The organism is Caballeronia sp. LZ001 (genome assembly GCF_031450875.1).
GTDB lineage: Bacteria > Pseudomonadota > Gammaproteobacteria > Burkholderiales > Burkholderiaceae > Caballeronia.
In genome coordinates this window covers 1,872,430-1,898,461 of record NZ_JARTVX010000004.1, presented here as the reverse complement: position 1 = coordinate 1,898,461, position 26,032 = coordinate 1,872,430, and the positions used below count along the sequence as shown (strand labels likewise).

Genomic DNA, 26,032 nt, shown 5'->3' with positions numbered 1-26,032 from the left:
ATAACGGCATGACGACACGTCAAAGGATGGCGATGGATCAGCACAACGCGCCGGAAGGCCGAAGCGAACTCACCGAACTGCGCGACATGCTGCGCGAGTTCGTGCGCGAGCGGGACTGGAGCCGCTTTCACTCGCCGAAGAATCTGGCGAGCGCGCTTTCAGTCGAAGCGAGCGAATTGCTCGAACCGTTCACATGGCTGGCCAGCGGCGACAAGAGCGAGCTGGACGAGACGAAGCTCGTGGCGATTCGCCACGAAATGGCCGACGTGCTCGCGTATCTCGTGATGCTCGCCGATTCGCTCGACGTGGATCTGCATCGCGCGCTCATCGAGAAGATGGCGTTGAATCGCGCGAAGTATCCGGCGGACATGGTTCGCGGCGATGCCCGCAAATACTCCGAGTACAAAGCCGCAGATAACAAAGCGGATAAAAACAAAGCGGCCGGGTACAAAGCCTGATGACGCGCCGTTTCGCGCGCGGTTAAGCTTGTGGATCACCGCCTTCAAAGGATTTGCCGATGGACTTCTCCCTCACGCCCGAGTTGACCGAATTGCAGGCGCGCGTGCGTGCCTTCATCGCCGAAGAGATCGTGCCGCTGGAAAGCGATGCGCGCTGCACGCCGCATGGCCCGGACGAGGCGCTGCGCGCGGAACTGATCGCCAAGGGCCGTCGTGCGGGACTTCTGTCGAGTCACGTATCGCCGGAATTCGGCGGCCTTGGGCTCAATCATGTCGCCAAGGCGATCCTTTTCGAGGAAGCGGGTTATTCGCCGCTCGGCCCGGTCGCGCTCAATATCGCCGCACCGGACGAAGGCAACATGCATTTGCTCGAAGCCGTCGCGACGCCCGAGCAGAAGGAGCGCTGGCTGCGTCCGCTCGCCGCGGGCGAGATTCGTTCGTGCTTTTGCATGACCGAACCGCCGCCGGGCGCGGGCGCCGATCCTTCCATGCTGCAAACGCTTGCCGTGCACGATGGCGACGGCTACGTGATCGACGGCGGCAAGTGGTTCATCACGGGCGCACATGGCGCGTCGGTCGCGATCATCATGGCGCGTTTCGAGGACGGCCCCGCGACCATGTTCCTCGCCGATATGAGGAGCCCCGGCATCGTGGTCGAGCGCGCAATGGATTCGCTCGATACATGCTTTCCCGGCGGCCACGGCGTGGTGCGTTTCGAAGGCTTGCGCGTGCCCGCGCAAAACGTCCTTGGCGAAGCGGGCGAGGGGTTCCGATATGCGCAGGTGCGCCTGTCGCCCGCGCGTCTCACGCATTGCATGCGCTGGCTCGGCGCGGCCCGGCGTGCGCACGATGTCGCCACGGCGTATGCGCGTCAGCGTCAGGCGTTCGGCAAGTCGCTCGGCGAACACGAGGGCGTTGGCTTCATGCTCGCCGATAACGAAATGGATCTGCACATCACGCGCCTTGCCATCTGGCATTGCGCGTGGGTGCTCGACCAGGGCGTGCTCGGCAAACACGAATCGAGCGTCGCGAAAGTGGTGTCGTCCGAGGCGTTATGGCGTGTCGTGGATCGTTCGGTGCAAGTGCTCGGCGGACAAGGCGTCACGCACGAAACGGTCGTCGCGCGCATTTTCAGCGACATGCGCGCATTTCGCATTTACGACGGTCCGTCCGAAGTGCATCGCTGGAGCATCGCGCGGCGTATCTTGCGCGGTCAGCGGCCGCGCGCGGAGTAACGCGCGAGTACCGTGCTCAGGCAGCAGAAACGCTACCTAGTTCGCACCGGTCGCGCGTTGCGCTTGCCGTTGCTGGGAGACAATCTGTCCCGCGCGCATGGCATTGTCGGGATAGTTCAGCCAGTCGTTGGGATCGTAGCCGGCCGCGCGCCAGGCGAGAAACTCCTGCTTGACCTGAGCGCGTGTCTTCGGCGCGGAAGGGTCGCCGATCGGCGCGACCGGCTGGGCGAGCGCGCTCGCGGCACATGAGACGACGGTCGCAAAAAGTATCAGATGGGAAAGACGAAATTTAGATGCCATGGCGATCACCTCGCATCGCGTCGAGCGGTTATTCCATTCTAGGCGACGGACACACGGCGGACACGTTAGAAGCGCCACTTATCCGCATCGAATAGAGGTGTTTTTGGCGAGATAGCCTTGAGTCAATACGGGTGCTTCATTGTCGATCTTCCGTCTATCTCGTGTAAAAGGTTCCGCAATGATCGGCCTCGTCGGATCGGTACCACGCCTCGGGAAACCCCGTGTTGCAATGCAGCATCCCATTGCGTATGCTGTTCTGAGCGGGGCGGCTCACAGCCGCTCAAGAATATCAACAGACATCGACGCAATAACAAAGCGCCCGTTTTCGAGGGCGTTCGTCGAGGAGGCAGGTTAGCCTTACGAACGTCAGCTTGAAGGAGCCGCAAACATGGACTTGACCTTATCGTCTCTGCCGACGCTGCATGTTTTTTATCAGGAAGGCGGCTGGCATTGGGCCATCACCGTCGAACGTGCCGCGGGTGTCGGCATGAAAATCGCCGCTTATAGCGACGAAGGTTTTGATACGGAAGAGGAAGCGCGCGAGGACGGCGAGCAAGTGCTTCGCTCCGACGACTGGCGTTCGCGTCAAATCTTCAGCCGCGGTGAGCGGCAGCAGGGTTGCACATAACGGACAATCGTCGGGCCTCGTTGCTTCTCTGTCTTCTAGCTTCTCTGCGTTTTATCTTCGGCCGCGTTATGCGTGACACGCTGCGCGTCGTTATCGACACGAATCGCATGGGTCGATGTCTCTCTGCTTCTCTCTCTCGATGCACTCCGCTTCGCGATGCCTTTCATGAATTCGCTTCGCCGTGCGGTAGTCTGCGTTTCATCGATCCGCCAAGTCGAGCGCGGTAAAGTTCAAGATGCAACGTGCGTCTTCAGCGCATGCTTTCTCAGCCGCCGATTCGCGGATTACCTACATGAACCACGACGAGCACCAACGGATTCAGCCCAGCCCGAGCCTTTTGGACGCGACGCGAGATAGTTACCGCGAGGCGATTTATCGCATCGATATCGAGCCGGTCGTGGAGATGAAAATCGGCGAGCATAATGCCGATGTTGCTTCACTTCTTTCAAGGCATCATGTCTTTAGCGCGGTGTTCGTGACGGCCTTCAATCCATTCGGACACGTGCTTGAACCGGCGCATAACGCAAAGCGGCAGTGCTTGCTGATTGACCATATCGAACGAGCGGGCTTGCATGCGCTGCCCGGAGCCGGCATCGATCCGAAGGGAAAGTGGACCGCCGAAGCAAGTCTCTTCGTCCTCGGCACGACACCCCAATTCGCAGATGCGCTTATGCAAAAGTTCGAGCAGAACGCCGTGGTTTATGTCGATGCTGCAGGTCTGCCTTGTTTGCTGTGGCATCCGGTTTATCGTTGATATCGGTATTAGCGGTTGATCTCCATCACTGGGTTTTCTGACTGACCACATCGCATGATTCGGACAGGTGGTGCTATGTGCACGCGCCAGTTGCTAACGTGATCGTCCATAAGACACGCAACGCAATTGCAAGTAATGCGTGGCACGCGCGACAAACGTAGACAGTTTTCGACACCTTCGTCGACGATGTCTGCGTGCCTTCTGCCCGATCGATTTGCCAACACTACCGAACGCTTCGGACCCGATACCGCGTTTGCAATCCGCGTCTTGCAAGCGTGTGACTTTGTTCTGCTTTTCGTTCGCGACAAGTCCTTTTGTCGAATGTCCGGCGTCCCATCAAAGTAGGAACATTCTGATTGTTACGAACGGTTAATCCGCGAGTAAATAGCGGCCTTCCGCTTCGGGCGTTACCTGCGTTTTGAAATCTTTATAAAACTATAAGAAAATGAATAAGCATTCCTACCGGCTGGTTTTCAGTCGCGTGCGACGTATGTTGGTGGTAGTAGCTGAGTTTGCATCGGCCCACGGTAATGGTGCTGCACGGGGAGAAGGTCTTGCACGGCGCACTCCCGTCGCCTCGATGTTTCAAACAGCTTTTAGCGCAATGGCTTGGGCGGCCGTGCTGCTGCTCGGTTCGGCTTCCGGGCTGACGTTTGCACAGATCGTCGCAGCGCCAGGCTCCGGCGCGCAGGTCATTCAAACTCAGAATGGTTTGAATCAGGTCAATATCGCAAGACCGTCCGGCAGCGGTGTTTCCGTCAATAATTTTTCACAATTCGACGTACCTGCGAAGGGCGCGATTCTCAATAATTCGCCGGTCAATATCCAAAGCCAGCTAGCGGGATATATCTCGGGTAATGGGAATCTGACACCCGGCAATTCAGCGAAGATCATCGTCAATCAGGTGATGAACAATGCGCCTTCGCAGCTGCACGGGTATTTGGAAGTTGCGGGGCCTAAAGCAGAGGTGGTCGTCGCCAATCCGAATGGCTTGGTAGTCGACGGCGCGGGCTTCATCAACACTTCGCGCGTCATTCTCACCACCGGCACGCCGAATTATGGCCCGAACGGCAGTCTCGCGGGCTTCAATGTCACGGGCGGCAATATCACCGTGCAAGGCGCGGGGCTGAATGCGACGAACATCGATCAAGTTGATCTTCTGGCTCGCGCGATTCAAATCAATGCGGCGGTGTACGCCAACAATTTGAACGCCATCGCAGGTTCAAATCAGGTTGATCACGACACCCTTGCCGCCCATGCGGCCCGCGCTTCTTCTACTTCTCTACTCCAGATTCATTCTCCATACTGCTGCGCCTGAGCCAGCACGGTGTCCAACATCTCGAACACGAAACGTTGCCGCGCCTTCGGTAGCTGACTGGTGGTTATGCTGGTGGAATGAGTGGCGCCTATGATTTATTTGGTGGCGGTTTGATGTATTCGCCGGGTAACGGGGGCGCGACTGTGATTGGTGTCGGTGCCGGGGTGAATGCCGGTAAGACCAATAATATCGGCACGGTTGGAGGCGGATATACGGTGGACCAAGGAAAAACTGGAATCACATGCCAAGCTTCCCATTCTCGTCATCGGCTAAGACTCGTCGAAGCCGCGTTGTTGCTGCAATCGGATTTACGATTGTCTTCGGTTTCATTGCGTACATATTGATAAAGAACATCTTCTTCCGCTAAAGCAACGAACCCGGCTGAGGCCGGGTTCGTTGCTGGGAGCTGTTCAAGCAGGCGTAATGATGAGCTTGCCGTCGTGCTGCACGCGCCGTCAGACACGGCTAGTCGACAACACTTCGTCATGCCATGTATTTGAGATGAGGGCAGTTCGTCATCTGGCACAATCGCGTCTTTAGGGCAAGAGTCGCGTCAGGGCAAAATGCTGTTGGGTCAGAAATGTGTCGGGCGAAATTCGGTTGCAAGTGCTTGGCGCGCAAAGCGGCATCTTCGCGGGCAGTGGGCTGTTTGTGCTGTCTTTTGGATACATTTTCTTTTACGACGTGTTGCTTACGAATCCAACGGATGTCTCGCGTAAGTTCAATATGATGAAGTCTGACATGGACTATATGCTTGGGATTGGCGGAAACATTGTATTCCGAAAGGATGTGAATCGCGGAAGCGTGGCGTCCCTAACGCGCAACATCGCTGCCGACTCATGGACGGATCAATTATTTGATAACTACCAGACAGCGCTTCAGAGCCGGGGATGGGAAGAGAGGTCGCACACCGACAACGAAAAGTGGGAGGCCTGCAAACTCGGTGCACTAGCCACGCTCGACAAAAAGGCAGAATTTTTCCCAGCGCTTTCCGCCACGACGTATGGAGTGCGCTTTGAGTACAGCGCAGCATCGATTAATGAGTGTGGTCCGTAAGCAATAACCGTCCGACATGTACATTCGGCATTAGCAATATCAAGAGCGGTATGGCTCAGTCTATTTGTAAGTGAGGGGCTTACCGAAATGAATTTGCGTACACGAATTTTTGCGATGAGCGCAGCTTTTTCAGCTTCGCTGACTGTGCTTGCTGCATTCTTTTTCAAAGAGACGTTTAACGCAATAAGTTCTGTGCCAATCAGAGTGTTTGTCAGCGCTGCAACGTCTGTCTTCGTTATTCTTTGTGCGCTAGCCGCCGGAGCACTCTTCACGGCAGCCTATTTCTTCCTGCAAATGGTAAATAATCCGCAACCAGGGCAAACCGTTTTCGACGCTCGATTGCTAAAGAGAAAGTCGCTAGTCTCTGAACGTTACCTAAGTGAGGAAGGCAAGAAAGCTCGATTTCGTTTGTTTCGAGCACTTCGATGGTTCGGAGCGTGCTGGGTGGGCTGTTTGTGCTTTGGCCTATTCGCAGGCTGGCTGGTCAAGATTGGTTGAAGTCGTGGATTTGTACAATCGGCAGTTGCATCCGGGTGAGAAGAAGGCCATCAAGGATTTAGCCAACGGCGACGCTGACAAAGAACATCGACTAGAGGCGGCTGGCTGCGCTCTTGTTCACTGCGCGGCCGAATACGCACCGGGCACCGCTGATTACACGAAGTTGGCAGAAGCATTTGCTGATAAGGCCGACCTAACTAACCAATTTCTTGGAGGGTATTCGTATGGCGGAAACGGATGCCTTTTTGGAATTTGCGGCGGGCTTAACCACGCTGTCGGAGGTCAGACGGCTATCGAGGCCGGGCTTGGAGTAGGGGCGTGACCAAAACGCCCAGTCCCGATGGAAACGCGAGCGGCGGCGATAGCTTTCCTGTCTATACAATTTTAGGAATGGGAGGCACAAATGCATAGCGGTAAGTGGAACGCCCGGAGGACGACATGTGTGGCACTTATGGTTGTCTTTGGTTTAACAGCGATGATTGTCGCCGACATAAAGAATCCCTCGAAAGGACAGAGTGAAGACCATCTAGCCGTAATGGCTGCGGATATGAGTCATGCTCTTGTGGCAGGCGGTGACGTCAATTCAGTCTATTCAAATGCGAAATCCGGAGGGGCGTTGCTGATTAAGAACATTACCGCAGAATCATGGACGCCGGAATTAACTGTCGAGTATCAGAAAAAATTAAGAGAGAGCGGTTGGGCTACTTTGGAATCGAAAAAACTGAGAGAGGTCCTGCTTTGCAAGAATGGGATGCTTGCGCGGATCGATACCAAGCCATCAACCGATGCGTCACATGGAATACCCCGAATGATCTACGGATTTTCTATGTCATATAGTGCAAATTCGCTTAGAACCTGCGGCTCCTAGGAGTTTGCGCACGGGCAGCCACTCCATCAATCAGGTTCAGACCTCGAGTCTGGACACCAGCAGTGTGAAAGTGACGGCAGTTAAGAATAGCTCGCAACGACAATTAGGCAGGCATCGCGTACGGCTAAATACATTGGTTTGGCAAAAGCAATATCAAGAGCGGCGATGTTGGACTCAACAGTACCACGTCTCGGAGTAACCAGCCCGGAACACGGTTGCTTTACTCAAGTGACGGGCTGCTGTACATAACTACCAATCACTACAAAACTGCCGCGCCAGTGGGAAATGGAAGTAACTATGAAGATCGAGCTTGATGGCGAGAGGGTACTGAGTGAGCAGGATTTCCATCAGCAGTTGGCGTCAGCTCTCGATGTGCAAGCGTTTTATGGGTGCAACTTGGACGCACTGTGGGATTTGTTGAGCACAAGTGTGGAGCGGCCCGTTACCCTGGTGTGGAACAACTCGCAGATATCGAAGACAAGTATGGGGAGGGCGTTCGAAGAGGTTCGAGGGATTCTTGAACGTGTAAAGCAACAAGATGAGAAGTTTGGGTGGGAGGATAAGTTCACTTACCTACTATGCTAGCAACAAACCCGGCCGCGGCCGGGTTTGTTGCTAGGGGAGTAATCAAGTAGGCGCTAGATCGCCACCTCCAAGACACAACATACGAGAGCCATCGTCCGACGAAGTGATTTCGAGCTTAAATGGTGAGCGAAGAAAGCTTGCGAAGGCGAAGGCATGCGAAGTAAAAGTGAGTATTTGAGCATTATGAGAATCAGAAAGTGGCTGACGGCTTTGCCGCTTACAGCCTTCGCATCACTAGGGATACACGCACAGCAAGCACCAAACTCCGCAAATGAAGCGGCAGCAGCGCGCGCCAACGCCCAGCAAGAACAACAGGTCCAGCAGCAACGCGAAGCGCAGCAACGTGAGACGTCAGTTCAAACGCCCGCCGTGCGCTCAAGTGTTCCCGGCGATCAGGGCTTTCCAACCCTGCCAACCGAATCGCCGTGCTTCCGCATCGACGCGTTCACGCTCGACGTTCCACCAAGCCTGCCCGACGCAATACGAGCCAAAGGCGCATCAGCCTTACCGCTCGATCCGTTCGCGTTCGCGCGTGAATGGCTCGGCCACTACACCGATCAATGCATCGGAAAAGAAGGCGTGAACGTGCTGACCAAAGGCCTGCAGCAAGCGATCCTGAGTCGCGGCTACATCACCACGCGCGTGTTGTTACCCGAGCAAGACCTGTCGCATGGCACGCTCAAGTTCGCGCTGGTCCCCGGCGTCATTCGTGACATACGGTTCGCCGAACCCATGTCACGGGGCTCGTGGAAAACCGCTTTCCCCACAAGACCCGGTGACGTCCTCGACTTGCGCGATCTTGAACAAGGCATCGAACAGATGAAGCGCGTCGCCAGTCAAGATGCGGACATGAAGATCGAGCCGACCGACATCCCCGGCGAGAGCGATGTCGTGCTCACGGTCAAGCGCGGCAAGCCTTATTCGTTCGTCGCATCGGTCGATAACTCAGGCAGCCGCGCAACGGGCAAGCTGCAAGGCAACCTCAGTCTCGGCATCGACAATCTCCTTGGCCTGAATGACGTCCTCACTGTCGGCGCAAATCAGGACCTCGAATTCGGCGACAAGGGCCTGGGCTCGCATGGCTTCAACGGATCGTATTCGATGCCATGGGGCTATTGGACCGCGACCGTCTTCGGCAACACCAACACGTACTATCAACAGATCGCGGGCGCCAACCAGACCTTCGTGTCGAGTGGCAACTCACAGACCGCCGGCGTCAAACTCGCGCGCGTCTTACATCGCGGACAAAGCGACGTGTTCGGCACCTACGTGCAACTGTCGAAGCGCTTCGGCGCGAGCTTCATTGACGACACCGAGATCGAACTCCAGCACCGCAACAACACGTTCCTGGAACTCGGTCTGACGGATCGGCATTACCTGGGTGGCGCGCAGTTCGACGGCACGCTTGCGTTTCGCCAGGGCATCGGCGCATTTGGCGCGACGCCCGATCCATCCTTGCCGCCCGACCCGAATATCGCACCGACGCCGGCGACCAAGCCGAGCGGCCCGACTTACCGCTTCCACATGGCCGTGCTCGATGCGAACCTCTCGGTGCCGTTCGCCATCGCAAATCAAGCGCTTCGCTACGTGACGACGATCCACGGCCAGTACACGAACGACACGCTCAACTACATCGACGATCTGACCATCGGCAGCCGCTATACGGTGCGTGGCTTCGACGGTGAACAGATGCTCGCGGCCGAGCGCGGTTTCTACTGGCGCAACGAGTTGCAAGCGCCGATCGGAAAGACAGGACAAGCGCTCTATGCCGGCATCGACTATGGACGCGTGTTTGGCCCGAACACGGCATTTCTCGCGGGTACGCAGCTCGTGGGCGCGGTAATCGGCATTCGCGGCGGCGTCCCAACGAAATATGCTGGATTGAGTTACGACCTTTTTGCCGGCACGCCAATCTACAAGCCGTCACGGTTTCCAACCTCACGCGTAACGGTTGGATTCCAGATGACGGCCCAACTCTAAGTCATCGCGAAGGGGCGTACTTGAAAGTACGCCCCCTCGCTCGGGCACTGAGCGAGCAGGCGTCGCACCCTTAGCCTTCTTCCTGATCATCCTCCCCGCACCAAATCCCGATGCGTCAAATAAAGCCGTAGATCGAACTCGATTTGGTGATACCCCGGCTGCATCAATTCGCAAAGCCGGTAAAACGCCTTGTTGTGATCGTTCTCTTTCAGGTGCGCGAGTTCATGCACGACAATCATCCGAAGAAACTCGGGAGCCGTATCCTTGAAGAGCGATGCGATCCGTATCTCTTTCTTCGCCTTGAGCTTGCCGCCCTGCACACGTGAAATCGCCGTATGGAGTCCGAGCGCATGACGCAGCACATCGAGCTTGCTGTCGTAGATGACCTTATCGATGGAAGGCGCCACGCGCAGAAACTCGCTCTTGAGTTCCGCACAGTATTGATAGAGCGCGCGGTCGGACTGCACCGCGTGCTTTTGCGGATAACGCGCTTCGAGATAGCTGCCGAGCTGTTGCTGGGCAATCAATCGGCGCACTTTGTCCTGTAGCGTATTCGGATAAGCGCTCAGGTATTTCAGCTGTTGCATGACGATAAAAGTCGATAGATAAAGATGCACGAAGGCGCGCACGCGCAGCGTTGTTTTATTCATTCTAGTCAACGCTGCGCCATCTCGCCGCCGAAAGAACCATGAGCGGTGTTGCAGGTCCCGCATTTACGTAAGTTTCTGTATCCGCCCGCTCCGGCAGACGCGCGCCATGCGAACATCTGCGCTCTTCATTGCAAGCAGGACAAGGCAGTCATGGCATCGAGCAAGGCCCATCACGCGACCGGGTGGGCTGCGGGAATCATCGCGGCGGCAATCGTTGGCCATATGGGCAACATCGGCAGCGCGCAAGGCATCGACAAGACCAGCGGCGGCATGTATTACCTTTACCTTGCGCTGGCGTTACTCGCTGGGGTAGCCGGTGCAACCGCGCCGGACTGGCTCGAAGTCGCCTGGTGGAGCAAGAGGCGCAAGCTCTGGATCACGCATCGCACGCTGACGCATTGGGGCATCGGCTGGGTCGCCTTGCTCGCGCTTTCGTGGCATCTGCTGAGACAACATCCCGCCGCGGCGGTCGGCGTCGGGTTCGCGTGCGGCGGCATCATGCATTTGCTCGCGGACTGGCCCAACCCGCTCGGCGTGCCCTGGATCGGTCCGCGTCATTCGCTCAATCTCTGGACGAGCGGAACCTGCGACCTGATCGTGGTCGGCTTGTCATGGGTTGCCGCGTTCTATGTCGTGGACGATCTCTGGTTCCATCACGCGCATGTTCGCATGCTGCTGAACGCGGTGCATGTGCTGACCGGTCCGGCATGAAGGCATCACCCCGTTAGAATGTCCGTTGCCTAATCTCTCGCAACAGGAGCCCTTGCCGATGCAACCGAATCACGCGCGAAGCCGTTTCCTTTTCCTGATCACCGCTCTCGTGATGCTGTTCGCCTTCTCCGGGTGCGCGAGTCTGCTCAACCGCGACAGCCTGCGCGTGAGCGTCGCGGGCATCGAACCGCTCGAAGGGCAGGGGCTCGAAATGCGCTTCGCCGTGAAGCTGCGCGTGCAGAATCCGAACGATACCGCCGTGAACTTCGACGGCGTCGCGCTCGATCTCGATGTCAACGGCCGTTCCTTCGCAAGCGGCGTCAGTCCGCAAAGCGGCACGGTGCCGCGCTTCGGCGAAGTCGTGGTGTCGGTGCCGGTGACGGTGTCGGCGGTATCGGTGGCGCGTCAGGCGCTCGGCTATGCATCCGGCGACTCGGTCAGCAAGGTCTCCTACGTCGCGCGCGGCAAGCTCGCGGGCGGTCCATTCGGCGGCACGCGTTTCTCCGACTCCGGCACCATCGACTTTCCCGGCGGCAACGGCGCGTTGGGTTACTGAGCAGCCCGTCTTCGGGCTGTCGCGCGTTCGTCATCGTGACGGAATAAGGTGCCCTGACGAGCGCTCGCGCATTGTGCATCCGCACATGGTCCATCCAAGGCTTCCGCACGACGGGGCGCATAATCCTGCAGAGCATCCGACAGACTCGAAAAGACTGAGGAGGGCACCATGCTGGTCAGGAACGAAGCGCAGGTCGAACATCTCATCAAGGATCTGCTCGAATTCGCACACGGGCGTCTGCCTGACGCCGCCTTCCAGCTCATCGAGCCTTTCCTGCGTCATTACTACGACCAGGTGGATATCGAGGATATCGCGAGCCGCGATATCGCCGATCTCTACGGCGCGGCCATGGCGCACTGGCAAACGGCGCAGCAGTTCGCGGGCGGGCGCGAGGTCCTGCGCGTCTACAACCCCAATCTCGAACAGCACGGCTGGCATTCCGACCATACGGTGGTCGAGATCGTCAACGACGACATGCCTTTCCTCGTCGATTCCGTGACCATGGAGCTGAACCGTCTCGGTCTTGCGCTGCATTCGGCCATTCATCCGGTGTTTCGCGTGTGGCGCGCGGATGCCGGGCCGCACGCCGGCGACATCGTGCGTATAGGACAAGGTCACGCCGATGCAGGCGATGGCCGCTCGTCGCTCGAATCGTTCATTCATTTCGAAGTGGACCGCTGCAGCGAAGGCGAGCGGCTCGAAGAAGTGCGCGAGAGCATTGCGCGGGTGCTCGGGGACGTGCGCGAGGCGGTCGAGGACTGGCCGAAAGTGGTCGATGCGGCGCGCGCGTCCATCGCCGATCTGAAAACGCGCGATACGTCTCCCGACGGTCTCGAAGCGCGCGCCTTTCTCGAATGGATGGTGGCCGATCACTTCACGTTCCTCGGCTGCCGCGATTACGACCTCGTCGAGCACGAAGACGGTCTCGCGCTGCGCGGCGTGCCGGGTTCGGGCGCGGGCATTCTGCGCGAGCCGGCGGGCGGCGATCTCACGCCGCTGCCACCGGGCGCGGCCGCTATCGTCGAAGGCGCGGCGCCGATCTTTCTGACCAAGGCGAATTCGCGTGCCACGGTGCATCGGCCGGGCTATCTGGATTACGTCGGCGTGAAGCGCATCTCGCCCGACGGCAAGGTCACGGGCGAACGGCGCTTTCTCGGGCTTTACACATCGACGGCTTATCTCGTGCCGACCTCCGAGATTCCTATCGTGAGGCGCAAGTGCGCGAACATCGTGCGGCGCGCGGGCTTCCTCGAAAAAGGGCATCTCGCGAAGTCGCTCATCTCCGTGCTCGAACAATATCCGCGCGACGAACTTTTCCAGGCCGATGAAGACGTGCTCTTCGACATCGCGCTCGGCGTGCTGCGTCTGCAGGAACATCAGCGCACGCGTCTGTTCGTGCGGCGCGATCGCTTCGACCGCTTCGTGTCGTGTCTCGTGTTCGTGCCGCGCGACAAGTTCAACACCGACCTGCGCCGCCGCATTTCGAAAGTGCTGATGGAGGCGTTCAACGGCAAGAGCATCGAGTTCACGCCGCTGTTGTCGGAGTCGCCGCTGGCGCGAATTCATATCGTCGTGCGCGCGGATCGTGGCGCAATGCCCGAAGTCGATACGCGCGAACTCGAAGCGCGCGTCGTGCAGGTCGCGCGCCGCTGGCAGGACGATCTCGCCGATGCGCTCATCGACAGTCACGGCGAGGAAGAGGGCAACCGGCTGTTGCGCCGTTATGCGGATTCGTTTCCCGCCGGTTATCGCGAGGATTATCCGGCACGCACGGCGGTGCGCGACATCGAACTGATCGAGGCGACGCATTCGCGCCCCGGCGGTCTCGCAATGAGTCTTTATCGGCCGATCGAAGCGGCCATAGAACCGGGACGGCGCGCGTTTCGCTTCAAGGTGTATCGCGTGGGCGAGCCGATCGCGCTGTCCGCAAGCTTGCCGATGCTCGAACATCTCGGCGTGCGCGTGGACGAGGAGCGGCCGTATCTGATCGAGCCGAACGGCGCGCCTACCGCGTGGATTCACGATTTCGGTCTCGAATTGCAGGACGACGTGGAGTTCGATATCGACCGCGTGAAGCCGCTCTTCGAAAACGCGTTCGCGAGCGTCTGGACGGGCGAAACCGAGAGCGACGACTTCAATCGCCTCGTACTGCGCGCGCAGTTCGGCGCACGCGACGTGACCATCATGCGCGCGTATGCGAAGTATCTGCGGCAGGTCGGCTCGAATTTCAGCGACGCGTATATCGAACGCGCGCTCACCGGCAATCCGAAAATCGCGACGAAGCTGCTCGAACTTTTCATGGTGCGTTTCGATCCCGCACGCGGCGGCTCGGCCGAAGAGCGCGAACCGCACGTCGAACGCGTGCTCGCCGATATCGAAGCGGCCCTCGACAAGGTGCCGAATCTCGATGAAGACCGCATTCTGCGGCAGTTCCTCGGCGTCATCACGGCGACCGTGCGCACGAATCATTTCCGCCGCGAGCCGAACGGAGAACCGCGTCCGTATCTGTCGTTCAAGCTCGATCCTTCGAAAGTGCCGGGTCTGCCCGAACCCAAGCCGATGTTCGAGATATGGGTTTATGCGCCGCGCGTGGAAGGCGTGCATCTGCGCGGCGGCCGCGTGGCGCGCGGCGGCTTGCGCTGGTCGGACCGGCGCGAAGACTTCCGCACCGAGGTGCTTGGCCTCATGAAGGCGCAGATGGTGAAGAACGTGGTGATCGTGCCGGTCGGTTCGAAGGGCGGTTTCGTCGTGAAGAATCCGCCGCCGCTCACCGACCGCGAAGCGTTTCTCGCGGAAGGCGTCGCGTGCTATCAGATGTTCCTGCGCGGCCTGCTCGATGTCACCGACAACCGCAAGCCCGATGGCATCGTGCCGCCGCCCGATGTCGTGCGCCACGATCCCGACGATCCGTATCTCGTCGTGGCGGCGGACAAGGGCACGGCCACCTTCTCCGATTATGCGAACGCCATTGCGCATGAATACGGCTTCTGGCTCGACGATGCCTTCGCCTCGGGCGGCTCGGTTGGTTACGATCACAAGAAGATGGGCATCACGGCGCGTGGCGCGTGGGAGTCGGTCAAGCGGCATTTCCGTGAGATGAACTTCGATACGCAGACCACCGACTTCACCGTGGTCGGCGTCGGCGACATGTCGGGCGATGTGTTTGGCAACGGCATGTTGCTGTCGCGGCATATCCGCCTGATCGCGGCGTTCGATCATCGGCATGTGTTCCTCGATCCGAATCCGGATGCGGCCACGAGCTTCGAGGAACGTCAGCGTCTCTTTGCGTTGCCGCGTTCGAGCTGGGCCGATTACGACACCGCGTTGATCTCGGCGGGCGGCGGGATCCATGCGCGCACGGCGAAGGCCATTCCCGTGTCGCCGCAAGTGCAGAAGGTGCTGGGCATCACGGCATCGAGTCTTGCGCCAGTCGAACTGATCCGCGCGATTCTGCTCGCCGAAGCCGATCTGCTCTATAACGGCGGCGTCGGTACGTACGTGAAATCGAGCATCGAGACCAACGCGCAAGTCGGCGATCGCACCAACGACGCCGTGCGCGTGAACGGTGCGGAACTGCGCTGCAAGGTCGTCGCGGAAGGCGGCAATTTGGGCTTCACGCAACTGGGGCGCATCGAGTTCGCGCAGCGGGGCGGACGCATCAATACGGATGCCATCGACAATTCGGCGGGTGTCGACTGCTCGGATCACGAAGTCAACATCAAGATTTTGCTCGGCCTCGTGGTCGCGGACGGCGAGATGACCGAGAAGCAGCGCAACGTGCTGCTCGCGGAAATGACGGACGAAGTGGGCCTGCTCGTGTTGAAAGACAACTACGCGCAGACGCAGGCGTTGTCGATTGCTAACCGTCACGTTGCTGAAACGCTCGATGCCGAGGCGCGCATGATGCGTTATCTCGAACGCGCGGGCCGGCTCAAGCGCAAGATCGAGTTCCTGCCATCCGACGACGAAATCGCCGAGCGCGCCGCTGCAAGGTTAGGACTGACATCGCCCGAGCGCGCCGTGCTGCTTGCCTACGGCAAGATGTGGCTCTACGACGAATTGCTCGAATCCGACGTGCCGGAAGATCCGCTCGTCGCCGATCTGCTGCCCGCGTATTTTCCGAAGCCGCTGCAGCGCCGTTTTAGCGCGACCATGCAGCATCATCCGCTCAAGCGCGAAATTCTCGCCACGCATCTGACCAACGTGCTCGTGAATCGCACGGGTTGCACGTTCGTGCATCGGCTGATGGAGGAAACCGATGCGCGGCCGAGCGATATCGTGCGCGCCGCATTGATGGCGCGCGACGTCTTCAGCCTCGATGACTTGTGGCGCAATATCGACGGACTGGACAATCTCGTCGCGGATGAAGTGCAGGCACGCATGTTCGTCGATGTCGTGCGTCTGCTCGACGACACCGCACTCTGGTTTCTGCGAACGCTCGAACAAAGTCCGAACGATACGGCGGGCGTGCTCGCGCGTTGCCGTGAAGCCGCGCATAGGCTCGCGCCGCAACTGCCCGCGCTCTTGCCGGCCACGCAACTCGATGCCTGGTACGCGCGCCGTCGTGAACTCGAAGACGCCGGCGTGGAAAGCAGTCTCGCCGCACGTGTCGCGAGTGGCGAGATTGCCACGGCGGTGCTCGATAGCGCGGAAGTGGCCGCCTGCTCGGAGCGTGGTCTCGAAATCGTGGCGAGCGTCTACTTCGGCATCGGCACGTTGCTGGATTATCGCGGTATCGCCGAGCGCGCGATGGCTTTGCCCATCACCACGCACTGGGACTTGTTGGCCCGCGCCGCCGCGCTCGAAGAGCTCGGCCGGCTCAAGCGTGCGCTGACGGTGAGTGCGCTCGAACAGTCGAGAGGCATCGACAATCCGGATGTGATCGTGGAGAGTTGGCGCGCCAAACGCGAGGCGGCGCTCGACCGCTACACGCGCTTGCTCACCGAGCTTCGAGCGAGCGGCGGCACGAGTCTGTCGATGCTGCTCGTCGTGGTGCGCGAAATGGCGGTGCTCGAACGCGCCTGAATCAGCGGCGCTTTTTCCTGGTGGCTTTCGGTGGCGTGAGCGCGGCGGTCCAGAAGTCGGCTACTTGCTTCTGGCTGCGGCGCGTCGCCGTTTTCGTCTGTCGCCTGGCGGCCGCCGTTGCGTGGCCGCGCACCGATCCGGCCACGGCATTGGCGCCGGACAACCACATGCTCAGAAAAGGGTTCTTCATGGCGTTTGCCTGATGGTTGCGTTCGTTGATTCGTTTTTAACGCATCTCGAACGCACGGGACGTGCCCGCGCGGTGCGGTTGTGGTATTGCTTGGACGAAGCCTTGACGATCGAGGTTTTCGGTGAACGCAACATTCGCGCTGCGCCTTGCAGATGGCGGGTTGGCGCTGCGACCTTGATCGGCAAGAGAAGAAAGTAGCGACGCGCTTGGCAAATGCCGGGGCATCGTCTACGTCCTGCATGCCATTTCACGCCGCCGCGTTTGTAACGGGCGACGGACTGACAGGAGCACGGGGTCATGGCTATCGTGCACGCCACAGCGGCCTTCGCGGCCGCGTTGATGGGACTGACGCTCGCGCCCTTCGGCAAGCGCGCGCCGGCGCGGGACATTCGGGTGGCGCGCGCGTCGCTCTCGCTTCGTTTCAGCTCGCTGTTCTCCGTGCCGCCGTTCAAGCGGCATGCGCATGGTGCCGCATCGCAAGCCATTGCAGTGCCCGCGAGCATCGAACCCAATTCGTCCTTGCGCGATACGCTCGAATGCCTTCCGCTCGCGATCCTGATTCTGCAAGCCGATGGCCGTATCGAGTTCGTGAACGGCAGCGCCGAAAAGCTGCTCGGTTATGCGCGCTGCGAGCTGATCGGCGAACTCGCGGAACTCGTCGTGCCCGGCTTGCAGATGGCGAGCCTGCAGCAGCCTGGCGATATCGGCACGACCGTCGCGCAACTCTTCGCACGCCGCAAGGACGGCACGCAGTTTCTGGCCGATGTCGCCCTCAACGCGATGCACGGCAGCGACGCCTGCCTCACGCTTGCGGTGGTCATCGACCGCACGGACCGTTACGAGCTGCAGCGCAATCGCCAGGAACTCGCGCATATGACGCGCGTGTCGATGCTCGGCGAACTTGCAGCATCGCTTGCGCATGAATTGAATCAGCCGCTCACAGCCATACTCAGCAACGCGCAGGCGGCGCAGCGCTTCATGAGCCGCGAGCCGATCGACCTCGACGAAATGCGCGAGATTCTGCGCGATCTCGTCGCCGACAACAATCGTGCGAGCGAGATTTTGCGACGCATTCGCGCGCTCGTGAAAAAGGGCGAGCTGGAAGTCACGCCCTTGTCGATGGCTGGCGTGATCGGCGATGTCGCGTTGCTCGTGCATAGCGACGCCATCGTGCGCGGCATTCGCGTCGTGCTCGAATTGGCGCCCGACTTGCCGCAGATCCACGGCGACAAGATTCAGCTGCAACAGGTTGTGCTGAACCTGCTGCTGAACGCCTTCGACGCGATGAACGATTGCACCGGCAAGCGCGTCGTGACCGTATCGGCTGCGCGTGATGGCGATGCGTGGCTGCAAGTCACCGTGCGTGATGAAGGCGAGGGCTTGCCCGCTGCTTTCACGGACGAACTCTTCAAGCCGTTTCATACGTCGAAGCGCGATGGTCTCGGGCTTGGGCTTTCCATCAGCCGCACTATCGTGGAGATGCACGGCGGGCGCATCTGGGCGGAGAGCAACAGCGGACATGGGGCGGCGTTTCATTTCAGGTTGCCGATTCGGGATCACGTAAGGACCGCGCCATGAGCGAAGTCTTCATCGTCGACGACGATGCTTCCGTGCGCCGCGCGCTCGAGCGTCTAGTGGGCGCGGCGGGTTATCGCGTGGAGGCGTTTGCATCGGCGCAAGCGTTTCTCGATCGTGCGCGCAAGCGCGCGGACCCCGCCTGTCTCGTGCTCGATGTGCAGTTGCCGGGCGTGAGCGGACTCGACTTGCAACGCGCGTTATGCAACACGAGCGAGACCTTGCCGATCATCTTCATCACCGGTCACGGCGATATTCCGATGACGGTGAGCGCCATGAAAGCGGGCGCGACGGATTTTCTGTCAAAGCCCGTTGGCGATACGGCCTTGCTCAATGCAATCGATGCCGCGCTGCTTCGTTCGGCCGCGGCGCTAGCCAGCCGCGATGAAATGGCCGGAATTCAACGCCGTATCGAACGACTCACGCCGCGCGAACGCGAAGTGCTGATACTCGTGGTGAACGGCTGGCTAAACAAGCAGGTGGCGAGTGAACTTGGCACCGTCGAAAAGACCGTGAAGGTGCATCGCGCACGTGTGATGGAAAAGATGGAAGCGCATTCGCTCGCGGAACTGGTGCGTCTGTCCGACAAGGCGGGCATCTTCGCTTCGGTCGGCGCATGCGCGGGGTACGCGAGCCGTGATCGTGGCGAGCGTGGCGCTGGCAATGCAGAGGTTCATTGAGCCGCGCCGGAAACTCAGGCGCGACTTCTTGCCGTTACGGCTTAGTGCGGGAAAGCGCCGTGTTCCGGTGCTTGCATCGGCGCGTGCTCGTGGTCGCGATTCTGCTCCATGCCGCGGTTGTCGGCGTGAAGCTCGTCCCGACGGCGTGCGTCCGGACGGCGTTCGTCGTGACGACGCGAATCGACGCGGCGTTCGTCGTGACGCTCTTCGTGACGGTACTCGTGCTTTTCATGCTTGTCGTGCTTGTCGTGCTTGTCGTGCGCGGCGAACGCGCTCAGCGACAGCGAAGCCATGACGATCGCGGCGAAAATCTTCTTCATTTAAAGCGCTCCTGATTCCATGACCGCAAGCCGGATGGCTCGCGTTGCGGAATCAACGTGCGCTTGGGTCTTTCGTTGACCCTTAGTATGCCGTTGTAAGGACTTTCAACATTTGTTCACAGATGTCGGCATGAGCGCGCGCCGTCAGAAGGGGCGGCGCGCGCTCATGCCGGCTGAGTCTTCGCTGGCATCTTCATGGACGAGCTTTTGAATCTCGATGCTCAGATACTCACGCAAGGTGCCGAGAAAACGCGGTTCCACTGCCAGCCGCAAGCGATCGAAGCGATGATTCACACGGCTGCGTTCGAGCATTTCGGCAACGGTTCGGGCGAATTGCCGGTCGCGTTCATTGGACTGCGGGGCGCGAGGCGCCGGGTTACGAAGCTCCTCGATTTGCCTGAGGTCAAGCTTGAGCCCTCTGGTTTCGAAGATCCGGGCACGGCTGTCATCGGCGGCCAGAACCCAGGTGATGGCGGTCATGTTGCTCCTCCTCCTCGCGGCCTTGAGCGCGAAGTCCCGACATTGTGCGCTTTCTCTCGCGCGTCGTCAGACATGTCTGTCACGCAGTGCAGCAAAGCGCGCGGCGGGTTCCAGGAGGAGCAACGATGTGAGGCAGCGTCATGCAATTTCGATGCGCCATGCACCGCAACGTAGGCGCATGGCGTCGAGTCCGCATCAATTCGCGAACGACAAATACGGCGAGCTGAAAGCCTGCGGCGGGAAGAGCGGCTGCACGCTGGTTTGCCGCGTGAAGCTGTATCGAACGTACACGGCAGCGAGCCATTCGCGATACTGATACGCGTTGCCGAACGAAGCCGTCGCGCCGATGGCGAGTTGCGGCGCAAGCTGGTATTCGCCCGTCGCGTTGAGCGAGTAGGACACGCCCGTCTTGCTCTGACTCGGATAGACCGCGCCGGCATCCGGTGCAAGGTTGGCCGCCGCGAACGCCGCCTGATAATTCGGCTCCGTCGGGAAGTAGTTCGACGCGTCCTGCCGATAATGCTGCACGCCGATCGAGCCCTTCAGGTCGTATGTGAAAAGCCCGGTGCGGCCCATGTATTCGACCGGAAAGTTGAGAATGACGTACTGCTGCGGACTGAAGTAGCCGCCTTGTCCGTAGGTGAAGTACGAAAGGTTTTTGTCGTAGTGCATCAAGGTGGTATTCGCGCCGATGGTCAGCGCCTGATCCGCGTCCTTGATGATGCGCGTGTACACACCGCCGCCGCCCTTGACCGCGTTGTTCGTGGCGACGTTCTTGCCGTCGAGGAACTGGTACATCGCGTTGACATAGACACCGCTCGTGCCGTCGTCCCAGGCGAGGTCGCCGCGCGCACCGCTCGATGTCACGCCGCCCCAGGTCGCGCCCGCAAGCTGATCGCGCGCGCCGGCATAGGACAGCAGGCTGTCCGTGACCGCGCGTCGTGCGACGGCGAGCGAGTACGAGACTTTATCGGTGATGGCGTTCTGATACTGCAAACCGCCGACGACGTTGGTCTCGCGAAAGCCGAGCGGCGTCGTGCCGACGTCGCCCTTGAAGTTGCGGTTCTCGTAACCGACCGCGAGTCCCACGCCGGTCGCCGTCTGAGAGCCGTACTGGTTGCCGGCGGCCGGAGCGATCGCGTTGATGCCGGAGCCGAAGCGCGCGAGCGTGTTCTGCTCGCTGCTGGCGGTGCCGGCGTCGAGCGTGACGGGCGTCGCGCGCACGATCACGTGGCCGTTGCCGGCCTTGATGCGGCCTTCGATGGGCGCTTCGATATCGGTGAGGTTCGAGAGACCGTCCTCGCCGTTTCGATTGCGGAAGATGATCCCGCCCGACACCGTGCTGGCCTGTTCCCGCTCGATCTGCGCGAGTTCATCGGCGACGCCTGCCGTCTGCGGATTCGCGACGGGCGCGGGCATGCCGCCTGTGTTCATCGTGGCGGCGGACGCGGCGCGCTGCCCGGCTTGCGCGGCTTGCGGATAATACGGCTGCGGATAACCGGCGGGTGGTTGCGGCACGTACTGTTGCTGGGCGTATTGCGGTGGATAGGGTTGTTGATATTGCTGTTGCGGATACTGTTGCTGCGGGTAGGGCTGCTGATATTGCTGCTGCGCATAAGCTTGCTGCGGATACGCTTGCTGATACGGCGGCTGATATTGCTGCTGCGGATAGCCTTGCTGCGCATAAGCCTGCTGACCATACGACGCCTGCGCGTACTGCTGCTGCGGCGCGTTGGCGGCTTTACGCGATGCCGAGCGCTTCGCCGTCGATGTACCCGCCCGAGTGCTCGCGCTTTGCGGCGCATAAGCTTCCGACTGCGCGGCTTGCGCCGCGGGCGACATCGGCCAGGGCGAACTGTTATACGCGTCCTGAGCGGCAGACGGCGCGCCTTGATACATCAGCGCTTGCTGCGGATACGGCGCGGGCTGCGCGTATTGACCTTGTTGCGGATATGAAGCGGGTTGCGCGTACTGCGCTTGCTGAGGATACGAAGCCGGCTGCGCATACTGAGTCTGCTGACCCGGATAAGCCTGCTGCGCGCCACCCGCGCCCTGATCCTGTCCCGGGTACGGCTGCAACGGCGCACCGGATTGCCCCGAGCCATAACTGTCGGGACCATAGCCGCCCTCGACCGGACGCGGCACCCTGACAGGGACGACCCCGCCACCCGACTCCCCCGACCCATCCGCCGCACCGCCATACCCACCGCCCGCAACCGGACGAGGCACATTGGCAGGCGCCCCCGGCGCGCCGTTATAAGGACTCACATAAGGCGCGGAATAAGGCACGGTCTGAGGAGGCGGCAAATAGTTCGGCACGGGCTGCGAATAAGTCGGTGTGATGTTCTGGCGATACCCCGGAAACGCGTTCGATCCGGCGGCAAGCGCGGACGGCGCCGTATCGACGGCGGTCTTGCCTTCGAATGGATTGGTGCCCGGCAACGGCATCGTGCCGATACGGCTCATCGCGGTCTGCCAGTCGCGCGGCAGGTTGCTCGCTGGCTGACCGGGAGCAGGCGCGAGCGGCGTATTGGCCGCAAGCAGCGAGCGCTGCAGGAACTGCGCGGCGAGATCGAGCTTGCCTTCTGCCCGATACATCCTCCCGATCGATGCAAGCACGCCCGGATCGTTCGGCGCGGTGTCGTACGCCTGTTTGGCGAGCGTCTCCGCCAGCTTGAAATCGAGCACGCCGGTGGCGGCCGACATTGCGGCGGCTTGCAGATTCACGTCGTCCGGACGGCGCGCGAGCGCAGTTCGATAGCAGTTGAGCGCGCTGCGGTCGTCGCCCGCCGAGGTGTACATGCGGCCGAGCGCGGCCTGCAAGTCGGCGTTGTCGGGCATCGCGGCGAGCCAAGGTGCGATCACGTCGTAAGCCGCCGCGAGATTGCCGCTCTGGCGCACGTTGTCCGCCCGCGCGATCACGATTCCGACGTTCAGATTGTTGAAGTCGGCGCGTTGCTGCGCGGTGAGCGGCATCGACTGCAGCCGGCGCATCACGGAACCGAGTTCGGCGTCCTGCTGGGTCTGCGAGAGAATGCCCGCGTATTGCAGCAAGAGACCGGGATCGTTCGGCGAATTGGCGATCGCGCCGCGCGTGAGCGAGAGTGCGCGCGATGCATCGCCCGCTTTCAGATACGCCGACGCTACCGCGCCCGTCAGTTCCGCGTTGCCGGCAGCAAGCGGCTCGGCGCGACGCAGAATCGCATAGGCCTGCTGGCGCTGACCGGCCGCGGCGGCGCGCGTCGCGAGTTCGGTCTGCTGATGCACCCAAAGACGATGCTGCAACGCGCCCATCGCCGGCGTGCGCTGCGCGGCAGGAATCCGGTCCAGTTGAGATAGACCCGTCGACCAGTCCTGTGTTTCGGCGGACAGAAGGGCGCTCGCGTAGAGCGCGTCGGTCATGTCGGGGTGCGCCGCGAGCAAGCCGTCCATCATGCTGCGCGCATTGCCGACCGCGCCCTGACGCACGTAAATGCGCGCGAGGTCGAGCCTAAGCCACGGATCGTCGGGGCTATTGAGCAGCGCGTCCTCGAAGAGACTGCGCGCCGTACCCAGATCGCCGCGTGCTTCGGCGGCGCGTGCCTGCGCGGCTTGCGCATCGCCACGCAGCTTGTTGATGCCGCCGGCTTTCGCCTGTTGCTCCGAGTTCAGCTTGTTGGCGAATTCGAGCGCTTCATCGCCGCGCCCCTGCGCCGCGAGCGCGCCGACGAGTCCGCGAATGGCATCGGGATTGTCCGCCTGACGCCGCAACGCCATGCGGTACGCCGCTTCCGCGCCCTTCGGATCGCCATTCGCGAGCAGCATTTCGCCGAGCAGCGTCTGCGCGGTGACATCGGCGGGACTCGTCGCGATGGCGCGTTCGAAGAGCGCTTTGGCCTTCGCGATCTCGCCGTTGCTGCGTGCGCCGATGGCATCGCTCGTATAGGTCCAGTACGTCGCGCTCGTCAGCGCGTCCTTCCAGCGCGCCGGATTGCCCGGCCCGCGACGCGCGTTCGAGATAGCTGCGCGCTTCCGCGAAACGCTCCTGTTTCAGCGCGATGACGCCGAGGCCGCCGAGCGCGTCGGCATCGTTCTGATCGCTTGCGAGCACCGACGAGAAACGCGCCTGCGCCGCGACCAGATCGCCGCGATCCACGGCAGCGAAACCTTCTGCGACAGTGCGACCGCGTGCATCGACGACTGCGCCCGCCTGCGCGCGTTCGCGTGCTTCCTTGTCCTGCAGCACCATCGAATCGAAACGCGCCTTGACGGCGGCATCGTCGGGCGAACCTTGCAGATACGCCTGAAACAGCGGTGCGTCCGATGCGCGCGCGCCGAGCCACAGCAGCGCCTGCCGCCAGCTCTTCTTCGCCTGCGCGCCGACCGTGCTGTCGTTCGACAACGCCGCCAGCCGGGCGATGCCATCGCGCCGCGTCGAATCGCGATACGTCAGATGCTGCGCATAGGCGAGGGTGTAGCGCGGATCGTCGGCGTTCTGGCGCGCGAGTTGTTCGAGGCCGCGTCGCGCTTCGTCCCAGCCTTGCGGCGTCGCGGCGAGCGCCTGGTAATACTCGAGCTGAAGTTCGGGCGTCGCGGGCTTGCCTCCGATGGCACGCTTGTATTCCTGCACCGCCGACGCGCTCTGTCCGCTCTGCGCGAGACGGCGCGCGTCGTTGACGGTCTGATCGCGCGCGCTGGTTTCGCCGAGCCGCCGCCCCAGATCGTCGATGTTCGGATAGTTCGGCGCGACCTGACGCAGTTGCGCGAGATACTGCTGCGCGCCGCTGCCGTCCTTGCGATCGGCGAGCACCATGCCCATGCCGAAGAGCGCATCGGGCTGCTTCGGGTCGAGGCGCAGCACCTTCTGCCACGCCTGCTCCGCGAGGTCGCCGCGCTTGTGCGACTGCCAGTATTTGCCCTGGTCGATCAACACGTTGAGCGGATCGGCACTCGTCTGCGCGATGGCGATGGCCGGCGCCGCCGCCGCGAACAATGCCGCGATGCGGATGGCCAAGGTACGTTGTCTGGCCCGCATCAGCATGCGCTTCTCCAGTTCGGCACGAGACGGCCGGATTCGTCGAAGCGATAGCGGCCTTCGACAAAGCCGCCACCGAAGAGACCGAGCACGCGGTCGTAATACACCGGTTCGCGGCCCGCGCCCGGCGGCGCGACGAGTGCTTCGAGATGCGTGCGCGCGAGGCCCAGGCCGTGCTGGTCGTTCAGCGCCTTGAAGTATGGCGCGAGCGCGCCCCAATACGAGAGCGGGCCTTCGCCGCTGGCCGTACCGGTCGTCGAAGAAACCTTCTCCGGCGGAAATCCCGTCTGCGCCACGCTCTGGCGCATGCCGCCGAGCGCGTCGAGCCAGGGCTTCGCGAGCGGATCGCCCGCTGCCGTCATGCCGGCCCAAAGATAGACGCGGATCGCGTCGTAGCTGCCGGTATCGCCGCTTTTTGGATCGACCACGAACTGGCCGTTCTGACTCGTTTGATACGCCGCCCAGTCGGGCGCATAGCCGCGCGGCGCGGTGATCTTGATCATGCGCGCGGCGCTTTGCGCGAGCTTCGCCCACGGGCCGTCGGGCATGTCGCGAGCCAATGCGCGCAGGAGCGGCAGCGGCAGATAGCTCGGGTTCAGACGCGTGACATCGCCCGTGCGAAAGCCTTGCGGACCGGGCAGCAGCATCGGCCCGAGGCCCGGCAGATCGACCACTTCCTGCTTGGCGATCTGCGCCGCGAGCGCCTGGCCGAGCTTCGTATAAGCCGGCTCCTTCCACAGCCGTCCGGCTTGCAGCAAGTCGTATGCAATCCACAAGTCCGAATCCGATGCCGAGTTCGGGTCCATCACGCCATAGCTGCCGTCCGGCTTCTTGCCCCATTGCCACGAAGGCAGACGCACGTTGTTCGCATCGAACTGATTGCCGGCCAGATTGGCGCGCGTCCAGTCGAGCAGACGGTCGAAAGTCGCGCGGTCGTTGGCGACCAGCGCGAAGAAGAGAGCGTAGGACTGGCCTTCTGAGGTGGTCTGCTGCGCGTCGGTGGAATGGTCGACGACTCTGCCATCAGCCTGCACGACGCGCTCGACGAACAACCGATACGCCGGCCATTCGCATTGCTGTGCAGCTTGTGAACTCAACGCCGCGCCGGCAAGAACACCCGCGACGGCGGCCTTCGAAATTGAACCCCGCAT

Annotated in this window: 22 protein-coding genes and 1 pseudogene; 16 read left to right on the top strand and 7 right to left on the bottom strand. The window is 61.1% G+C overall.

What is annotated here, in order from left to right; all coding sequences use genetic code 11:
• Positions 1-32 precede the first annotated feature (32 nt).
• Positions 33-458 (top strand): nucleotide pyrophosphohydrolase, encoded by a 426-nt coding sequence (locus tag P9292_RS19615; RefSeq protein ID WP_309964091.1) that lies wholly within the window; start codon positions 33-35, stop codon positions 456-458.
• Positions 459-517: 59 nt separating this feature from the next.
• Entirely contained in the window at positions 518-1,693 is a 1,176-nt protein-coding gene (locus P9292_RS19610; RefSeq protein ID WP_309960875.1) for an acyl-CoA dehydrogenase family protein, read from the top strand.
• A 36-nt stretch (positions 1,694-1,729) separates the two neighbouring features.
• Here P9292_RS19610 and P9292_RS19605 read toward each other — a convergent pair whose 3' ends face one another.
• Entirely contained in the window at positions 1,730-1,993 is a 264-nt protein-coding gene (locus tag P9292_RS19605) for a DUF4148 domain-containing protein (protein WP_309960874.1), read from the bottom strand.
• A 388-nt stretch (positions 1,994-2,381) separates the two neighbouring features.
• On the opposite strand from P9292_RS19605, the gene P9292_RS19600 reads away from it, so the two are divergent.
• The 9 genes from P9292_RS19600 (at position 2,382) to P9292_RS19560 (ending at position 9,680) form a co-directional block, all read left to right on the top strand.
• A complete protein-coding gene (locus tag P9292_RS19600) occupies positions 2,382-2,621 on the top strand; it encodes a hypothetical protein (protein WP_244828611.1) in 240 nt (79 codons plus the stop codon).
• A gap of 292 nt (positions 2,622-2,913) precedes the next feature.
• Positions 2,914-3,375, top strand: a complete 462-nt coding sequence (locus tag P9292_RS19595; RefSeq protein ID WP_309960873.1) for a DUF3293 domain-containing protein — start codon at positions 2,914-2,916, stop codon at positions 3,373-3,375.
• A 445-nt stretch (positions 3,376-3,820) separates the two neighbouring features.
• A complete protein-coding gene (locus P9292_RS19590; RefSeq protein ID WP_309960872.1) occupies positions 3,821-4,693 on the top strand; it encodes a filamentous hemagglutinin N-terminal domain-containing protein in 873 nt (290 codons plus the stop codon).
• 77 nt (positions 4,694-4,770) lie between these two features.
• The gene (locus tag P9292_RS19585) at positions 4,771-5,037 is read left to right on the top strand and encodes a hypothetical protein (protein ID WP_309960871.1); all 267 of its coding nucleotides are present in this window, start codon (positions 4,771-4,773) and stop codon (positions 5,035-5,037) included.
• A gap of 238 nt (positions 5,038-5,275) precedes the next feature.
• Positions 5,276-5,749 (top strand): hypothetical protein, encoded by a 474-nt coding sequence (locus tag P9292_RS19580; protein ID WP_309960870.1) that lies wholly within the window; start codon positions 5,276-5,278, stop codon positions 5,747-5,749.
• Positions 5,750-6,128: 379 nt separating this feature from the next.
• On the top strand, positions 6,129-6,569 hold the full coding sequence (locus P9292_RS19575; RefSeq protein ID WP_309960867.1) for a hypothetical protein: 441 nt from the start codon (positions 6,129-6,131) through the stop codon (positions 6,567-6,569).
• Between the two features lie 120 nt (positions 6,570-6,689).
• Positions 6,690-7,115 carry a hypothetical protein gene (locus P9292_RS19570; RefSeq protein ID WP_309960865.1) on the top strand — a complete coding sequence of 142 codons (426 nt, stop codon included), beginning with the start codon at positions 6,690-6,692 and terminating at the stop codon, positions 7,113-7,115.
• A 297-nt stretch (positions 7,116-7,412) separates the two neighbouring features.
• Complete coding sequence (locus P9292_RS19565) at positions 7,413-7,700, top strand: barstar family protein (RefSeq protein WP_309960862.1); 288 nt, start codon at positions 7,413-7,415, stop codon at positions 7,698-7,700.
• Positions 7,701-7,883: 183 nt separating this feature from the next.
• The gene (locus P9292_RS19560; protein WP_309960860.1) at positions 7,884-9,680 is read left to right on the top strand and encodes a ShlB/FhaC/HecB family hemolysin secretion/activation protein; all 1,797 of its coding nucleotides are present in this window, start codon (positions 7,884-7,886) and stop codon (positions 9,678-9,680) included.
• 86 nt (positions 9,681-9,766) lie between these two features.
• Here the strand turns inward: P9292_RS19560 and P9292_RS19555 are convergent, their stop codons facing one another.
• Complete coding sequence (locus tag P9292_RS19555; RefSeq protein WP_244829716.1) at positions 9,767-10,267, bottom strand: M48 family metallopeptidase; 501 nt, start codon at positions 10,265-10,267, stop codon at positions 9,767-9,769.
• 213 nt (positions 10,268-10,480) lie between these two features.
• On the opposite strand from P9292_RS19555, the gene P9292_RS19550 reads away from it, so the two are divergent.
• The 3 genes from P9292_RS19550 (at position 10,481) to P9292_RS19540 (ending at position 16,622) form a co-directional block, all read left to right on the top strand.
• A complete protein-coding gene (locus P9292_RS19550) occupies positions 10,481-11,041 on the top strand; it encodes a metal-dependent hydrolase (protein ID WP_309960859.1) in 561 nt (186 codons plus the stop codon).
• Between the two features lie 58 nt (positions 11,042-11,099).
• Positions 11,100-11,597, top strand: a complete 498-nt coding sequence (locus P9292_RS19545) for an LEA type 2 family protein (protein ID WP_250493211.1) — start codon at positions 11,100-11,102, stop codon at positions 11,595-11,597.
• 168 nt (positions 11,598-11,765) lie between these two features.
• The gene (locus P9292_RS19540; RefSeq protein ID WP_309960857.1) at positions 11,766-16,622 is read left to right on the top strand and encodes an NAD-glutamate dehydrogenase; all 4,857 of its coding nucleotides are present in this window, start codon (positions 11,766-11,768) and stop codon (positions 16,620-16,622) included.
• A gap of 1 nt (position 16,623) precedes the next feature.
• Here P9292_RS19540 and P9292_RS19535 read toward each other — a convergent pair whose 3' ends face one another.
• The gene (locus P9292_RS19535) at positions 16,624-16,812 is read right to left on the bottom strand and encodes a hypothetical protein (protein WP_244828599.1); all 189 of its coding nucleotides are present in this window, start codon (positions 16,810-16,812) and stop codon (positions 16,624-16,626) included.
• A gap of 297 nt (positions 16,813-17,109) precedes the next feature.
• Between P9292_RS19535 and P9292_RS19530 the strand changes: the two genes are divergently transcribed.
• Both P9292_RS19530 and P9292_RS19525 read left to right on the top strand, forming a co-directional pair.
• Positions 17,110-18,390: an ATP-binding protein gene (locus P9292_RS19530; protein ID WP_309960854.1), complete on the top strand. Its 1,281-nt coding sequence runs from the start codon at positions 17,110-17,112 to the stop codon at positions 18,388-18,390.
• Positions 18,387-19,067, top strand: a complete 681-nt coding sequence (locus tag P9292_RS19525) for a response regulator transcription factor (protein ID WP_250509901.1) — start codon at positions 18,387-18,389, stop codon at positions 19,065-19,067. The genes P9292_RS19530 and P9292_RS19525 overlap by 4 nt, the downstream gene beginning before the upstream one ends.
• A 41-nt stretch (positions 19,068-19,108) precedes the next feature.
• Here P9292_RS19525 and P9292_RS19520 read toward each other — a convergent pair whose 3' ends face one another.
• The 4 genes and pseudogenes from P9292_RS19520 to bcsZ all read right to left on the bottom strand — a co-directional run bounded on the left by P9292_RS19520 (position 19,109) and on the right by bcsZ (position 26,032).
• Positions 19,109-19,387, bottom strand: a complete 279-nt coding sequence (locus tag P9292_RS19520) for a hypothetical protein (protein ID WP_250526584.1) — start codon at positions 19,385-19,387, stop codon at positions 19,109-19,111.
• A gap of 144 nt (positions 19,388-19,531) precedes the next feature.
• Positions 19,532-19,867, bottom strand: a complete 336-nt coding sequence (locus tag P9292_RS19515; RefSeq protein ID WP_244828591.1) for a host attachment protein — start codon at positions 19,865-19,867, stop codon at positions 19,532-19,534.
• Between the two features lie 195 nt (positions 19,868-20,062).
• Positions 20,063-24,881 (bottom strand): annotated as a pseudogene (locus tag P9292_RS19510) (cellulose synthase subunit BcsC-related outer membrane protein).
• Entirely contained in the window at positions 24,881-26,032 is a 1,152-nt protein-coding gene (gene bcsZ, locus P9292_RS19505) for a cellulose synthase complex periplasmic endoglucanase BcsZ (protein ID WP_244828587.1), read from the bottom strand. Before bcsZ ends, P9292_RS19510 begins: the two are co-directional and overlap by 1 nt.